The 17,047-nt window shown below is 40.8% G+C and carries 13 protein-coding genes; 7 read left to right on the top strand and 6 right to left on the bottom strand.

All coding sequences use genetic code 11. The annotated features are described in order from the left end of the window. Positions 1-37 precede the first annotated feature (37 nt). Positions 38-1,867, bottom strand: a complete 1,830-nt coding sequence (locus H5164_RS02025) for a M61 family metallopeptidase (RefSeq protein ID WP_182754560.1) — start codon at positions 1,865-1,867, stop codon at positions 38-40. A 254-nt stretch (positions 1,868-2,121) separates the two neighbouring features. Between H5164_RS02025 and H5164_RS02020 the strand changes: the two genes are divergently transcribed. The 5 genes from H5164_RS02020 to H5164_RS02000 all read left to right on the top strand — a co-directional run bounded on the left by H5164_RS02020 (position 2,122) and on the right by H5164_RS02000 (position 8,629). Continuing rightward, positions 2,122-4,224: a lipopolysaccharide assembly protein LapB gene (locus H5164_RS02020; protein ID WP_165870168.1), complete on the top strand. Its 2,103-nt coding sequence runs from the start codon at positions 2,122-2,124 to the stop codon at positions 4,222-4,224. Positions 4,225-4,425: 201 nt separating this feature from the next. Beyond that, entirely contained in the window at positions 4,426-5,982 is a 1,557-nt protein-coding gene (locus H5164_RS02015) for a GGDEF domain-containing protein (protein ID WP_182698116.1), read from the top strand. Between the two features lie 62 nt (positions 5,983-6,044). After that, complete coding sequence (ppnN, locus tag H5164_RS02010; RefSeq protein WP_124017965.1) at positions 6,045-7,409, top strand: nucleotide 5'-monophosphate nucleosidase PpnN; 1,365 nt, start codon at positions 6,045-6,047, stop codon at positions 7,407-7,409. Next, positions 7,402-8,169, top strand: coding sequence for a flap endonuclease Xni (gene xni, locus H5164_RS02005; protein WP_182754558.1), 768 nt, complete (start codon positions 7,402-7,404; stop codon positions 8,167-8,169). The genes ppnN and xni overlap by 8 nt, the downstream gene beginning before the upstream one ends. Before the next feature lie 61 nt (positions 8,170-8,230). Then, a complete protein-coding gene (locus H5164_RS02000; protein ID WP_182741954.1) occupies positions 8,231-8,629 on the top strand; it encodes a DUF3192 domain-containing protein in 399 nt (132 codons plus the stop codon). Between the two features lie 124 nt (positions 8,630-8,753). Here the strand turns inward: H5164_RS02000 and H5164_RS01995 are convergent, their stop codons facing one another. After that, on the bottom strand, positions 8,754-11,597 hold the full coding sequence (locus H5164_RS01995; RefSeq protein ID WP_182754556.1) for a prolyl oligopeptidase family serine peptidase: 2,844 nt from the start codon (positions 11,595-11,597) through the stop codon (positions 8,754-8,756). 451 nt (positions 11,598-12,048) lie between these two features. Between H5164_RS01995 and H5164_RS01990 the strand changes: the two genes are divergently transcribed. Beyond that, entirely contained in the window at positions 12,049-13,059 is a 1,011-nt protein-coding gene (locus tag H5164_RS01990) for an isocitrate dehydrogenase (protein ID WP_124017961.1), read from the top strand. Positions 13,060-13,181: 122 nt separating this feature from the next. Here H5164_RS01990 and rlmM read toward each other — a convergent pair whose 3' ends face one another. From rlmM to H5164_RS01970, 4 genes are all read right to left on the bottom strand, one after another. Then, positions 13,182-14,270: a 23S rRNA (cytidine(2498)-2'-O)-methyltransferase RlmM gene (gene rlmM / locus H5164_RS01985; protein ID WP_124017960.1), complete on the bottom strand. Its 1,089-nt coding sequence runs from the start codon at positions 14,268-14,270 to the stop codon at positions 13,182-13,184. 96 nt (positions 14,271-14,366) lie between these two features. Further along, on the bottom strand, positions 14,367-14,747 hold the full coding sequence (locus H5164_RS01980; RefSeq protein ID WP_124017959.1) for a DUF423 domain-containing protein: 381 nt from the start codon (positions 14,745-14,747) through the stop codon (positions 14,367-14,369). 164 nt (positions 14,748-14,911) lie between these two features. Continuing rightward, positions 14,912-15,622, bottom strand: a complete 711-nt coding sequence (locus H5164_RS01975; protein WP_310736164.1) for an alpha/beta fold hydrolase — start codon at positions 15,620-15,622, stop codon at positions 14,912-14,914. Next, complete coding sequence (locus tag H5164_RS01970) at positions 15,603-16,514, bottom strand: transcriptional regulator GcvA (protein WP_124017957.1); 912 nt, start codon at positions 16,512-16,514, stop codon at positions 15,603-15,605. Before H5164_RS01970 ends, H5164_RS01975 begins: the two co-directional genes overlap by 20 nt. A gap of 178 nt (positions 16,515-16,692) precedes the next feature. Between H5164_RS01970 and H5164_RS01965 the strand changes: the two genes are divergently transcribed. Beyond that, entirely contained in the window at positions 16,693-16,917 is a 225-nt protein-coding gene (locus H5164_RS01965) for a hypothetical protein (RefSeq protein ID WP_124017956.1), read from the top strand. Positions 16,918-17,047 lie beyond the last annotated feature (130 nt).

The following is a 17,047-nucleotide window of genomic DNA, read 5'->3' as shown; positions in this document are numbered from 1 at the left end:
TTATCTACAACAAAATAACTCAATCATATGTAAGAGCTTATTCGCCGTCAGCGTTAATCCATTTACCTTCGGTATCAAAAGGCCAATCAATACCTAACCATGCTTTAAAGAAAGCTTTTTGCTCAGCAGTAACATTATCAACCGCAGTAATCGCTAACTTATCTTTCGGTTGTTCTGCCAACACTAAGTTCACATCTTTTAGTTGATCATTACTAAATACCGTCACCTTAACAGTGTCACCAGGGCTAAAATCGTTAAAGCGTTTAGCAAAACCGTCTGCGGTGACTTTTAAACCATTGACCGCCACTAACTCATCACCAGCCGTTAAACCAGCTTTCCAAGCTGGGCTATTTTTAGCCACAGTTGCTAATACTAAATCAGCATATAAGCCGGATAAGCCCATGCCTGTATCAACTTGTATTTTGGGCTTATCACCATAAGTGGTTACCAAACCGGCTTGAGCTAATAGATCATTAAACTCTAAACTAACTGGCTGATTCACAAATTTCTGCCACCAAGGTTGATAATCTTTGCCGGTGAGTGCTGTTAATATGTTTTGCACATCTGCCACAGTGTAGCCCATTGGAATTTTAAAGTTTTCATATAACTCCTTGTGCACATCACGATAAGAATGCGCTAGCTTACTGTCAGTTAACACACTGAAATCTAATGCCAGTGAAGCTAAATATCCCTCAGAATAAATATTCACACTGTGGTTAACCGCATAATCGCCCCAAGTGCTACTCCATTGACCTAAACTGGCTTCTGCAACCGATTGAGTTTCACGCCCAGGATTATGCTGATTAAGTACTATCCGTAAGCTTAAATCATCAAAGAATTCTTTTGCCGTCATCACCCCAGCACGTAACAACAACTGATTTTGAAAATAGCTGGTTGAACCTTCTGCGACCCACAATAAATCAGTCATATTCTCAGACTGATAATCGTAAGGCACCAATCCTTGAGGACGATACGATTTTACATTCCAAGTATGGATAAACTCATGCGATGCGGTACTAATAAAGCGTAAATAATCTTCACGCTCACGAAAGTTAAATCGCGGTAATTGAATAACGGTTGAGTTCAGGTGCTCTGTGGCTCCGCGTGCACCGCTAGTGGCATGCACCATATACACATAACGTTTAAACGGGTAACCATTCCAAATAGCTGACGCTTGAGCGCTTATTTTACCTAAATCAGCAATAATTTGCGTGGTGTCGTAGTTCCCCTCCCCCCAAAAAACCACCTCATATTGGCGATTATCGGCATCGAAACTAAAGTGCTGGCTTATTCCCGTCTCAATCGGTGAGTCAACTAAGACATCATAATTAGCGGCTTTAAATGAATGTGACTTGCCGTCTCTGTCCATTCCAGAATAACTTTTCCAGCCTTTTGGCACTTGCATATTGACCGTAATAGGTTGCTGGCGAAACGCAGGGCTATACATAAACACACCACTGGCATCTAAGAAAGCATGGCTACTATCAATGTGACGTAATCGGTCACCAAGCTCATTAGCATGCAACTGATATGTCACCTTAACCGATGTAGGTTGAGTTAAGGTTATTTGCCATTCACCACTGGCAGTGCGTTTCCAAGGTAGCGACTGACCCTTGCTGTCGGTCGCATTAAACAATCTAACCCCATCAGCAATAGGCAATACTTGATAACGGCCGGTTCGCCATACTGGTAAATTAACCGTTAGCACCTGCGAATCAGTTTGAGGAAATGACACACTCACCTGAGCTAAATGGTGTGCGGGTTGATTAATATCAATATGGTAATCAACATCAGCAAGGGCTGGCATGGCCCAAGTCATCAAAAAAATGGCACTGCTAGCTAAAATTGCAAGAGAAGTAGGTTTCACTCTAGGTTCCTTCTGGTATGATTCTATTGTTTTTATTTTAAATTCCGAACAATTATAACGATCTAGACTCATTAACACAGTGGCAATTTGTAACTGAGTGAGAATACTTAGTATCAATGACAAACCAATGTTAATTTATTCATCGATACCAGCTGATAATGACGTCCACATTTTTTAATCCTAAAAAGGTATCTTTTACTATGCTGCGATGTTTTCCTCTGATCATATTATGTTCAATACTATTAAGTTCAGCAGTGTGCGCAAGAGATATTGAACAGCAAGAAATATTGTTCAAAGAAAATCCTCAAAAAATTTATACCAAGTTATTGAGAACGACCGAGTTTCCTTTGCACTTTTCAAACAAAGCGGAATTCGACCAAGTCGCTGAAAATTTAGGTTTTCAACCAAATGAACTCCATCGTGATTTAGAGCTATTAGCTCGCCTTAATTTACAAGCAAAACTCACATCGCCAACTAAGTACCAAGATGCAGAATTACTCATATCGCAGTTAGACAGCATTGCATCAACAACGCTTGAAAAAGCCATGGTGATTATGCTTAAAGCACGGATAAAGGGACGTAAAAACCAAGAATATAATCAAGTGATCGTTGAATTCAATGATGCGTTGAATATGGTTAACGCCGATATCAGCTTAGAAAGCACCCTGTTCAAGTTAACACTGCATGAACAATTGAACATGTTACATTCATTGTTACTTCAACCTACGCCAGCCTTGTCTCATTTAAATCGTTATCGTGAAATGGCTTATCAGTTACACAATAATTATTTTATCGCCGATGCGGAATCGCAATTAGGCCGTTATTACAATCTGAATGGCGATCAAGCAAAGTCACTGCAGCATTACAGTGAAGCATTTCGTTTAGCCAACATCTTAGATTACCCTGGCATTAAAGCCCAAACACAGCTCAATCTCGCGCGGACCTACCGTGATTTAGAACAATGGGATGATGCACTCAAATATGCCCACAATGCGGCGGAAATATTTCAAGTAATCGGCCAAGATGTCTACTTGTCAGAATCATTAACTGTTATGGCAATGATTTACGCAGGCAAAGGGGAATGGAATAAAGCCATCGATTATTATTTAAATGTCCAGCAAGTAAATGAGCGGATGGGGAACCAAATTGCAATTGGGCTCACATATCACAATTTAGGTGAGGCTTATTTTAAATTGCATAATATTCAGGCGTCATTGGATGTAATGCAACGAGCAAATGAAATATTTAGAGCTCGAAAAGTAGATCATTACTTAGTCCATAATGAACTCCTCTTTGCTCAAATAACAACCAGCGAAGGCATGTGGACAAACGCGATTGAGCATGCAAATAAAGCGATTAAGCTGGCTAAAAAGAAACATTTAACCGAGGTGCAAACCGAGGCTTTAGGGTATTTATCTACCGCATATCGCAAAACTAACAACATTAATGCAGCGCTTAAAACTGTCGATGAGATAGTCGAATTAGTCAATAATTCACAGAGTAAAACTGAACAACCCAATGACTTTTCAGAGCTAACAGAACAGAAATTAAAATTTGAACTGGGTTTAATGCGCAATAAACTGGAACTGCAAACGACTAAAAATAAATACAACCAATTTATCATTTTAGTATTAGTACTTATTTTTAGTATTGCGATTATCTTATTGATTTTTATCTACAGAAAATTTCAACAGCGCAATACCTTGTACCTTAACGCACAGCGTTTAAATACAATCGATCCCATAACACAAGCACAAGGTTACCGAGCATTTATTCAACTGATCAGCACGCTGAAAAATACCGAACCTAAAACATTAGCTTTGGTAAATATCAACGAATTAAATAATATTGATATTCAACTTGGACTCACAGAATCAACGGCATTGATGCAACAATTTAATATTCAATTCAGTAAGCACTTAGATACTCAAGTATTTACCATACGCTCAGGACTGATTGGATGCTATTTTAATCAACAGTATGATGCTGATGTTATATTAAATGCCGTTATTGAGAGTCTTAAGCAATTAAAAACAACGCAGTTTACGATTCCAAATTTTGCGCAAAAATCGGCCGAACACTATGCCAGCATTGGCCACATTAGTTTACCCTTGCTCGCCAACCCTGATGTGAGTATTAGTGCAGAATTACAATTTGAGACATTACAATATGCGCTTGCCGCGGCAATGGATATTGCCGAGCAACCAGCTTATGTCTCATTGAGGCCGCTTAATTTTGCACCAGCGGCTATTTTTATGCGGCCACTTTATTTAAATCTGACTCAAGCACTTAACCGCGGCATCATTCGTGCAGAAAGTAATCGTCATGCCCAAAGTATAAATTGGCCAAATAATTAATCGCGTAATAAACTGGCAATTATAGTTATTTATACTGTTTTGTACGGTAATTGGATTTGCTGCACAACATTATTGAGATAATATTACTATAGTGTTAACTGATCAGAGATTAGTTAATGAAAAACGAAATTATGTCTTCAATATGGCAACAATCACGGCAACCTATGCCTTTAGATGAAAAATGAGAGTAGGCACTGCAACATGAAAGAGTCAAATACAGCGATAACACAAATTTCGTTGATGAAGCAAAAGCTCCACGCAGCCAAACTTGCTCTCGAAGAGATAAACGTCGATCGCAATGGTAAATTGAAAACACTGATTCAATTTATCTCCCATCTCAGTCTTGCCTGCAAAGGACAATGTATTGAACTCGACAATAAACTGGCAAAATTGCGCCATCATATGCACAATTTTGAACAAATTGACGAAGCGCTGCCAGAACTAGTCGACATTGAACGCTTGTTAAAATCTCAATACAACCAAACAATGACGCGTTTAGAAGACAGCCGTAACGGTCTTAATCGAGTTATCCGTCAGATCCAACGCATTGATTCAGCCCCAGAAAAACTCAAAAAAGAACTGACTTATTTTAAACAAGAACTCGGCAAGCCATTTCATACAGTATGGGAATACATCCCAAAAGTCGAAAAGCTGATATTTTTCTATGAAGAAATTTTAAAAAACGAATTTGCCGATGCAGACGATTACCAGATTTTGCCTCAGCACGTTCAACTTGCCAAAGAGCTTGCTGCTAAGATTGCCGAAATTGAGTTTAGAAAAGATCAACGCGACCAAATTCTAGTCATAAAAGAAATATTACTTGGTGATATTAGCTTGAGCAGTTTGCTCGACTCTTACCAATCAATATTGAGTTTACTGTTAGAAAATATTGCACGTGAAAAAAGCGCATCACAAGACTTTTTATTTGCACTTAACGATGCCTTGTCCATAGTCCGCGATGTCGTCAATAACAGCTATAACAATAACCAACGTAGTGAGCAGCTTAAAGGTCAATTAAATAAAGAGATTAATTTACGCGTTAACAACGCTGACGAGTTAGTCGCTGATGCTGATAGTCTTAACGAATTAAAGACCCAACTAACGATACAGTTATCCTCTCTTCGTGATGCTCTTACTCGTAAAGAAGCCCTAGAGCAGCGTGAACAAACACTGTTACGTAAGTCGATTGAATCTATGCGTAAAGAACTCAACTCGATGAGTCAAGAAGCCAACAATTACAAAGAAAAACTGTTTGAACATCAAAAGCTCAACCTACTCGATCCGCTGACTCAACTGGCAAACAGGACAGCATTAGAAGATAGAATGGAGCAAGACTATCGCAACCATGTCCGCTTTAAAACGCCATTATGGATAGCCATTACTGACATAGACCATTTTAAAGTGATTAACGACACCTTTGGTCACAGCACCGGAGATAAAACCCTGCAAGTTATTGCTATGGCCTTAAAAAACTCATTACGAGATAGTGAGTTTGTTGCCCGTTATGGTGGCGAAGAATTTGTATTACTATTACCTGATATTACTGATGAAAATATCTCTCAATTATTGAATCGCGTTAAAGATAAAATCAAAAATATTCCATTTAAGTTTAAAAATCAGAGAATTACAGTTACATTATCTATAGGTGCAGCACAAGTCATGGAAAACGAAACGCTTGAAGAAGCTTTCGAAAGAGCAGATGCTGCATTATACCAAGCAAAAAACAACGGCAGGGACCGAGTCGTTATTGATATCTAGCCCATCCTAAGACAGTTCTCTTTGGACTCGGCATCAATTACTCGAGTCCAAAGGAGTTGCTTATGATAGTAAAGATTAGTCCAAATGGTAGCCTAGATCAGCTTTCTCAATTAGAAGTAGAGCGACTAAAACAAGGTGCAAAAAGCGACCTTTATCAATTATACCGAAACTGCTCACTAGCAGTATTAGCTTCAGGCCTGATCAGCGATAGCTCTGAAGCACTATTTCATCGTTACGAATCCTTCAGCATCAATATATTACAACGCGAAAGAGGCATACAGATTGAGCTCATTGATCCGCCGATGAAAGCCTTCGTCGACGGTGAAATTATCACTGGTATTCAAGAGCACTTATTTGCTGTGCTGCGCGATATTATTTATATCAGCAATAAATACGAGAATTTAAAACACATAGATTTAAGCAATGCGACTCACATTACTAATGTAGTGTTTGATATTTTACGCAATGCTCAGGCAATCTCACCAATGAAAGATCCTAATGTTGTGGTCTGTTGGGGAGGACACAGTATCAACGCAGTTGAGCATCAATATACACGTGATGTGGGTTACCAACTGGGGCTACGCCGATTAGATATTTGTACCGGTTGCGGACCAGGCGCAATGGAAGGCCCAATGAAAGGTGCCGCTATTGCACATGCCAAACAAAGAGTACACAACGCCCGCTATATCGGTTTAACCGAGCCAAGTATTATTGCCGCTGAACCACCCAATCAAATCGTCAATGAATTGGTCATTTTACCCGACATCGAAAAACGCCTCGAAGCCTTTGTTCGTTTAGGCCATGGGATTGTTATTTTTCCTGGCGGAGCCGGAACGGCAGAAGAATTACTCTATTTTCTGGGTATCTTATTAAATAAAGACAATAGCGATTCATGTTTTCCACTGGTGCTAACGGGACCAGCTGAAAGTGCTGACTACTTTACTGTTATTGATGAATTTATTGGTGCCACGTTAGGCATTGAAGCACAAAGCAAATATCAAATTATTATTGATGATCCCGTCAAAGTGGCTCAAGTAATGAAACAGGGTATGGAGCAAGTCAAAGCCTATCGCAAACAAAAATGTGATGCTTACCAATATCAATGGTCATTAAAAATTGAACCCGAATTTCAATTACCCTTTGCACCAACCCATGAGGTTATGGCAAATTTAAATCTCTACTTTCAAGATAACAAAGCAGAACTTGCCGCCAACTTGCGTAAAGCATTTTCAGGAATTGTTGCCGGTAACGTAAAAGGTGACACAATCAAGTTGATCCAACAGTTCGGCCCCTTTAAGATTAAAGGTGATCCTAAACTCATGCTGATGATGGATAAGCTATTAAACGCTTTTGTTAAACAACAACGAATGAAACTGCCAGGAAGTGCTTACGTGCCCTGCTACAACATAATAAAAACCAATGAATAAATTACTCATTATCGATGGACTTAATCTGGTGCGCCGTATTCATGCGGTGTTGCCAGATGAAAACGATATAGCCAGCGTACAAGAACGTGTGCTGGCCGCATCTAAAAAAATGTTGCTACAGCATCAACCCACTCATTGTATTGTTGTCTGGGACGGCAATGAGCCCTCTTGGCGCAAAACACTGTATAACGATTATAAAAAAGGTCGCAAACCAATGCCAACAGCATTAAGTGATGGCCTGGTAAATATAAAAGCGACTTTAGCCGAGCAAGACATTAACTCTTTCGATGCGCCATCAGAAGCTGACGATGTCATCGCAACTCTCGCGATGAAGATGATCAGTAACAGTGGTGAGGTTATCATAGTGTCAACCGACAAAGGCTTTAGTCAATTACCCAGCAAAAATCTCACCTTATGGGATCACTTTAATCAACAGTTTTTTGATGTTACAGAATACGGGAAAAAACTCGGAATAGAGCAATATCAAATGCTCGACTTTATTGCATTGGCCGGAGACAGTGGTAATAAAATTCCCGGCATTATGGGGATAGGTCCAAAATCAGCAGCCGACTTGCTCAACAAGTTCAGAACCTTAGCTAATTTATATCGTTCGCTAGACAACCTTGGGGCTAAACAAGCACTTAAGATAGCGGAAGGAAAAGAAATCGCCCGCATTAGCTACAAATTAGCGCAGTTACAATGCAATATCCCGTTGAATATTAATTTGAAACAATTTAGAACTAAACCAATATCAAACTAGTGTAATAATAAATCATCCAATAATAAAAACGATCTTCATAGCATAACGGATTAAACGCATTATGAACTCAAAAGTAAGCTATATCATAGGTGGCATTTTCACAGCCTATTTGTTGTTTGTCGCTGTCGTCATTTTTGTTTATGAACCTCAACCAGAAGACCGAGCTTGGGACGATCGCCAAGCATTTAATTTACAAAAAATGAGTGACATTCACTTTGGCCAAAGTCTTGATGAGATCCGAACCTTACTAGGCAGCGCAGATTTTGTCGAAGCTAAAACGGGTGTTGATGGTCAATATCAAGTGATGTATTACCGCACCCATCATGTAAAGTCAGATGGCGAAACCACTAAAGAAGAATGTACGCCATTGTTGTTCAGAGATAATCTTTTAGTGGCATGGGGACAAGATACTCAGCAACAATATTTTGATGTGCCTATCGCAGGTAAAGCCCCGCTATAAATCTGTTTTCAACTCATCTAGGAACTCGCAGGCTCGCTAGAGGGCGGACTTTGTCCTGCTAGATCCTAGGTTTTAGGATCTAGCAGCGAAGCGCCCTAGCTGTGACGAAGTCATGCCCTAGAACCTAGGAGCTAAGTGGCTTGGGTTTGTACTCCTGATAAGCTTCGCCTTGGCGCAGCCAATCTGGAGCAGGTGTGCCTTTCAAATAATGATCAAAGTACTGCTTCATCTTAATACTGTAATCAAGCTTATTAGGATACTTTTTCAAATGGTGTGGCTCATCTTGATATTGTAAAAACACCACATCCTTCCCAGCGCGGCGCATAGCCAGATATAACTCAACGCCTTGTTCCCAAGGCACAGCATCATCTTTATCACCAAACATGATCATCATTGGAGTTTGAATACGGTCTACATAAAAAATAGGCGAGTTTTCTATGTATTTTTGTGGCGCTGCAAATAAACTTTCTCCGATTCGGCTCTGGCCAGTTTCGTATTGAAACTGTCTTGCTAAGCCTGACCCATGACGAATACCACTATAAGCACTGGTCATATTCGACACTGGTGCACCAGTCACAACCGCTTTAAAGATATTGGTTTGTGTTACCGCAAAAGCGCTTTGATACCCACCCCATGAATGCCCCTGAATACCCACGGCATCTGGATCAGTCACGCCCATTTCAATTAGCTTTTGCACTCCTGCAGTCAATGCTTTTACTGACGAAATGCCTGGATAACCAATTTCAAAACGGATATCGGGTAAGAAAATAGCGTAACCATTGTCTGCATACCATGCAAAGTTTGGTCGGTGATTGAGCTTCATATCAGGAAAAGCATATAACCTGTCACTCATAAAGCGGTAAAAATACACCAGCGTGGGATACTGTTTGCCTGCTTGATAATTTGCTGGCTTAATTAACACCCCGTCCATTTTGACACCATCGCCATCTCGCCAATGGACTAATTCTGCATTGCCCCAGTTAAATGGTTCACGTTGTTTATCAAGCGTAGTTAACTGAACGGCTTTCTGTGGCGAGGTATTATCGGCAACATACAAGTCTGGATATAAGTCATAGCGCTGCTTTGTAAATACCACTGTAGCGGCTTTATTCGCTCTAGCCAGTAAGGTTAATTTACTATTACTTTCAGTTAAACGACTCACACCAGCCACGCCGATTTTAGCGCTAAAAAACCCATCCGCTTTTGATAGATGATTATAGCCTTGCAACAACACAGTCTCAGCATTGTTAACGACCGCAGGTAATAATTCATCTTTTTTGACTAGGCCGACTAGCCTAAATTGAGTTTTCTGTTTACGCCCTTCCCCATTGGTCAACATAAAGCCTTGTTTTGATACAGTATTAAACTGCCAGACATCATATTTGTCATATACCGTTATCGCACTATCGTCGGCCAACCAAGGACCAAAGCCGTAACCGGGAGCTGCGCTGGGATAATCATGGTCTTCATCAGCAAAAGGAGTAGTAATATTTGCGCTTAAATTAACCCGACGCTGAGAGGCAACATCAAATAAAAATACGTTACCTTGTTGGTAATAAGCTAAGAACTTGGCATTGGGTGATAACGTCGGCATCGCATCACTGGGTTGCTGAGTTAACACTAGCGTTTTGTTACCGTTGTTAACGTCCACTAAATAGACATCGCGATAAAAGCCTGCCCAAGTCACCATCTTCTGATATGGCACATCTGAGCTGGCTAACAAGAAACGTGCTTGCTCGCCATAGGTCACATCAGGCACAACTTGGTCTGCTAATTGGACAACCTTATTTGAGTCAAGGTGTAAAACCGCTAGATAAGTGCGTTTTAATTCTTGCTCATATTCTTTAACTTCTTGAGGCTTAATTTTGGCATCATCACCATGCCAAATACGTAGCTGTTTTTTGGCGGTAATAATCTCAGGATTAAAGACATCATTTGGATTTTGATAATCAGCTAATTCAGCTTGCTGCCCTACTGTTGGCACTCGACCAACAAATAAACGCTGACCATCTTTTGAAAACTGTAAGCTTGAATATTGGTTATATGTCCACTTCTTGGTCGGAGCAAACTGCTGTTGTTGATTATTTTGTACATCGAGTAACAACAAATTATGCTCTCGGCCATAACGTAAAGCACTTGCCGTGCCTTTAGTTACCGCAACATATTGGCCATTGTCGCTGATAGCTAATGCTTCAATATGTTCATTTTTACTGCTGTAAAGCGGACGCTGTTGTTGATTATCGAGCGTGACTAACACGACTTGGTGTAGTTGACTATTATCTTGGTTGACTACCGCAACCAAATGTTGCGCAACTTTATCAAAGGCAAATTGAGTCACATTCGATAATAATGTTTGTTGCTCAGTGGCTAAATTAATCAGCTGAATATCAGCGCCTTTATCGGCTTTTTCAGTTTGAGATTGAGCAGAATCAGTCTTGGCGCTATGTTCAACAATACTCGCTTCAAGCGCTGATGAAACGGACTGAGCTGCTGGAGATGTTGTTTTAGTCTCTGTCGATTCAGCTTTAGCCACGTCAAACTTTAACACCAGAAAATGACCGTCATCGCTAAATACTGCGGAGTCGACCTTATCAAATTGCTGCTGCTTGCCATTTTCGGTATTCAGTAACACCACTTGATGAGGCAAGTCGTCTTTCTTTTTCGTTTCTCGGTCAAATAAGCTCGCTTCAATTGTCGCCACAACAAATTTACCATCAGCACTGACTTGGACATTGGTGCCATTGGCAATTTCATATTGTTTACGATTATCACTAAAACGAATTAATGCACGACTATCGCCTCTATCAGGAGTAGCCTGTACAGCAATCACTGCGCCATTATCAGAAATAACCGGCTGTTGAAGGGTTTCAAAATGCATAATGTCATCGAGAGACAATGCACGTTGCGGCGCCGCATGGGCGCTCAATGACAGACAGACTGCCAATGGAATTAAATTAAATAATTTCACAGTTTTCCTCTAATAGTTCCCATAATCCATAACTGGAACAGATTATCGTAATGGGCTCGTAAATAGATCATCTTTAATCTTAACGAGTCAACAGTTGACTTAAGCAGTCTGTAATCGATTTAACGCATTGCATTCGACCAAGGTCGTCTATATAAAAAAAGCTCACCGAATAAGCTAATGCACGACAATAAAACATAAACCGACCAACATCATTCAGCCTTGAGATGCTTTACACGTAAACAATTTGTAATAAAGGTTCATAGTAAAACAATCAAATTAGAATTGACTTAAAAATAACGGAATTAATGTGATAATACTCACTATTTTCTGTAAATAAACATTAAAAGTCGTTAAAATACGCCGCAGAAAAACGACGCTTTTTATCGTCACCTAGCCGTGTCATGTATACGGTCTATCAATTGCAGTAACCACAACCGTGGAAGGACTATTCATGTCAAAACGTACAATAACCGTGATCCCAGGTGATGGGATTGGCCCAAGCATTATCGATTCAGCATTAAAAATCCTCGACAAAGCAGGATGTAACTTTGAATATGAATTTGCAGATGCAGGGTTAACGGCGTTAGAAAAGCACGGTGAATTAGTACCACAACGTACTTTAGATCTTATCGAGAAAAACCGGATTACTCTTAAAGGTCCGTTAACCACTCCTGTGGGAGAAGGTTTTACCTCTATTAATGTGAGCTTACGTAAGAAGTTTGCCCTTTATGCCAACGTGCGCCCAGTGATTTCATTTAAAGGCACTCAGGCGCGTTATGAAAACATTGATATTATTACCGTGCGTGAAAACACCGAAGGTATGTACTCAGGTTTAGGACAAAAAATCTCTGATGATGGTCAAACTGCAGAAGCGACGAGTATTATTACCCGTCAAGGCGCAGAACAAATCACCACCTTTGCTTACGAGCTTGCACGTAAAGAAAATCGTAAAAAAGTGACTATCGTTCACAAAGCTAACATCATGAAATCAACCTCAGGTTTATTCTTGAAAGTGGCACGTGAAGTGAGTTTACGTTACCCAGACATTACCACTGAAGAAATGATTGTTGATGCTACTTGCATGAAACTGGTTATGAATCCTGAAAACTTTGATGTTATCGTGACGACAAACCTATTTGGTGACATCTTGTCAGACCTATGTGCAGGTCTTGTGGGCGGTTTAGGCATGGCACCGGGCGCAAATATTGGTCGCGATGCTGCGATTTTTGAAGCGGTACACGGCAGTGCTCCTGATATTGCAGGCAAAAACTTAGCCAATCCTACATCCGTTATTTTAGCCTCGATTCAAATGCTAGAATACTTAGGCATGTCTGATAAAGCTGAAATGATCCGCAGTGCAGTATCGGCAGTGATAGAAGAAGGCGATCGTACGACTCGCGATTTAGGCGGTACTCACGGCACGACCGATTTTACTCAAGCTGTACTGGATCGTTTAGTCTAGAACTAAGCGTACGGCTGACGGTTTACTCAGCTCATCAGCGATTAATCTGCTCAGCCATTCACCAAAAAGCCCCTTATGCACTACTGCATAAGGGGCTTTTTGTTAGCGATACTATTGCATGCTTATGCGTAGCTCACACCCTTTTCAGGGAAAATCCATAAATGTACCGTCACTTCATCACGATCATGGTAAAGGTGTTTACACTGCATTTTAAAATCGATTTCATTTTCAGTTAAAATGGTGGCCATGGTTTCTAAGATAGTGCTCACTTCTTTATAGCGGCTCTTCATTGGTAATTTAAGATTAAAAATAGCTTCTTTAAACCAGCCATTAATTGCCCATGCTTCCATTAACTCAGCAACACGAGCAGGCTTTTCAACCATGTCACACACTAACCAATAAATATTTTTACGTGGCGGCTCAAAACGAAAGCCATCGGCACGGTAATGCTTCACTTGGCCGGTTTCCATCAATTTTGGATCCATAGGACCATTGTCAATGGCCGCAACCATCATGCCACGGCGAACTAATTGGTAGGTCCAACCACCAGGGCAAGCCCCTAAGTCAACTGCATTTAGGCCACTGCGACAGCGAGTTTCTTGTTCTTCTTTAGTTAAAAAAGCACCGAAGGCTTCATCTAACTTAAGGCTTGAGCGACTCGGCGCATCCGTAGCCATTCTTAAGCGCGGGATCCCCATAAAATGTGGTGAACTATTATGGCTTAAGGAATAACCCGCATACGCTTTACCAGGTCCAATGAAACACACATGAATAATTGGACGACGGTCATTTTCAGCATTGAGCAATGCGCCACTCTTTTTTAGCCCTTGGCGAAGCGGTACGGTCAATTTACGACAAAATGCCGATAATTCTTTAGCTTCATTTGTATCAGGTGTTTCAACACGCAGCTCGCCACACTTTGACAATTGGGCAAGTGAAGCCACAATAGGCCCAACGCGATCTTGTTCAGGTAAATCAGTCAACAATTCACCGGCAGCAAACATTTGTCGCGCAAACACTAATGAACTAAGCGCTAAATCCTTGGCTAACGTATCGGCACCATTATCATCAAAACATTGATAGATAACATAAGCATCGTTGAGATTTGTTTTTACAAAGCCACCGACGTTTAATTCTGCAGCACGTTGTTGAATTTCTGCCGCACAATCTTTTTCATAGCCTGAGCGACAAAATAGGAATAGGTTTTTCATTTGGAGCCTTAGCGTAAGGATATTCGCATAACCGCGAGATAGTAATCCCGCCATTATACCCAAAAATACTCGAGGTGGGAGAATTTACCCAAGCCATTATTCAGGCGATTTTGTATGCCAAATTGCCGCGGCAAATAACAACCAACCGACTAAGAAGCATAATCCTCCGATTGGCGTAATTGGACCAATCCATTTAGCGCCCGTAAAAGCATAAAGGTATAACGAACCTGAAAAAAATATTATCCCAGCAATAAAGCTATAAGCAGCCCAATTGATCAGCTTAGATGGGATCCAATGGGCAGAAAAAGCCAATGCAATCAATCCGAAGGTATGATAAAACTGATAGTCGACTCCGAGTTTGAAAATGTTCACCAGCTCTGGTGGGGCGATAGTTTTAAGTCCGTGAGCAGCAAAAGCCCCCAGTGCTACGGCCAGAAAACCACTAAAAGTGGCAAAGAGTAATAGACCTTTATTCATCTTACTTAACCTCATACAACATAAACTAATCATCCATCATACTACCGAAGCAAGCTCATTTTCGAGACTTAAGCCATCACCATGAGTATCAGAGCTTTAATTAAGTTGCTACTGGCGTTGATACCGATATCAGCATAACAGACACAGCATATAGCACTTAAGCCTTAGCCTAATTGCGAAATAAACTGCCGAATATACTCAATAGCATGATTAAGATTGCCATCGAGGGTAAAACCTGACGATTTTCGCGGTTGCAAACTATGATCACCATCACCAATCCAACACACTTGAGTATGCTCGCCTAACGTCCATGTAGGCACTTGCTGAACATCGCCAAACTTATCTCGCTCACCCTGCACAATTAACATCGGTAGAGCATTATGCACAATAGGATCAAGACGCGGTTCGCCACCTTTGAGGGGAATAAACGGGTAACCTAAACAGACTATGGCTGCCACTTTACTCATGACATCATCAAGTCCGGGCTGTTGTCGTTGATAATCGGTACTGGTCAATGTCGCTGACATCCGCCCGCCCATAGACTTACCCACCAGGATGATTCGCTGACAGTTGATCTGACCAAGGGCGATTTTTTGCTTAATGTCCTGTAGCACTTGTTCATAGTGCGCGAGGAGTTTAGGCGCTCTATCAGGCGGACGTCGTTTTCCATCTTGCATATTGGCTTGCATATACAAAAAATTAAATCGATACACTTGATAGCCTTGCGCGATTAACTTATCCGTCATCGTCGCCATATACTCATGATGCATATTGGCACCCGCACCATGAGCAAAAACAATCAAAGTATCACTTTTAGGGCCTTGTAATAGGGAGTCGTGGACCAACATCCTGGTATTATCCGGTAAGCAGCTCACTTCGAGACTCCTCTGCAAACATGTCCACCATCCACTCTCTAAAGGCTGAAATTTTGCCTATTTCAGAATGGTTTTGTTGGCAGACTAAGTAATAGGCATCTTTGCTAACCAATACTTCAGAAAACGGACACACTAAGCGCCCCGCTTTAATGTCTGGCCGAGCAAGTACGCTATAACCTAAAGCAACCCCTTGACCATGCGCTGCAGCTTGCAATACCAATGAAGAATGGCTAAATATCGGCCCTTGATTGACATTAATATCTGTCACGCCACATTGCCTAAACCATGCCTGCCAATCCTGACGGTTAGAGTCGTGCAGTAGGGTATGAAACTTCAAATCGCTCGGTAGGGTTAGTGGCTTAGGACCATTGAGTAAGAGTGGCGAACATACCGGAATAAGCACTTCATTACGCAATTTGTCTGCACGTAAACCCGGCCAATTTCCTTGACCATAATAGATAGCGACATCAACATCATCAGTTAACGAACTTGCATCACTGTCTACCGCTTTAATACGCACATCAATATCAGGATTTTTTTCACTAAATTTAGCTAAACGCGGCACTAACCATTGGATAGCAAAACTCGGTGACATACTCACAGTTAACGAACCGACGGCACTACGAGCAAGCAAGCGATTAGTCGCTTCTCCTAGCTCAATAAAAATATCTTTAATGTCCAGAAAATAGCTTTGGCCCTCTTCTGTTAACAATAATGATCTATTTTTACGTCTAAACAGCTTTAGCCCTAAAAAATCTTCTAACGCCTTAATTTGATGACTCACAGCAGCTTGAGTGACAAACAACTCTTCTGCAGCGCGGGTAAAGCTCAAATGTCTTGCTGCAGCTTCAAATGCTTTAACTGCATTCAAAGGAGGTAATCGTCTAGACATAGTGATCAATCTCTCGGTTTATAATTAGTTTTTCTAATGATTATGGTTATTTTTTGTCGTTTGTAAAGAACACTGTGTTTGGTTAAATTAGCAGCATTAAAAATACCGTTGGACACTCTCTACGACGTAACTGGGATGGTCCGCCAAATGTGATTCATTAGCCTGGAGGCTCACCCCTATGTTCAACCTAAATACTCTGTTTGCAGTTGCGCTGACATCCATCATCGGATTATCAACAGCCCAAGCAACTGAACTAGAACCTATCGATATGGCCGATTTACATGCTGAACTATCGCAAAGTATTGAAGCCATGCAAATCGATATTAATAACGATGTTAACAGCATTCTTGTTGCTGACAATGAACAACAACAAAAAACTTCACAAGTGGTCCAAGCAAACTAATACGATTGTGATTTAGCCTGTTATCCAAACAATAAAAAAACCGCATTCAATGCGGTTTTTTTACGTCTGTTACATGCAAACTTAAAAAGTATGCTGATTCAACTTGCTATGACCTAAATACTCATGCAGA

It is taken from the genome of Shewanella sp. SG41-3, assembly GCF_014164545.1.
In the GTDB taxonomy this organism is placed as follows: Bacteria; Pseudomonadota; Gammaproteobacteria; order Enterobacterales; family Shewanellaceae; genus Shewanella; species Shewanella vesiculosa.
Note: the sequence above shows the minus strand (reverse complement) of the source record. Positions and strands in the feature narration are given on the sequence as shown.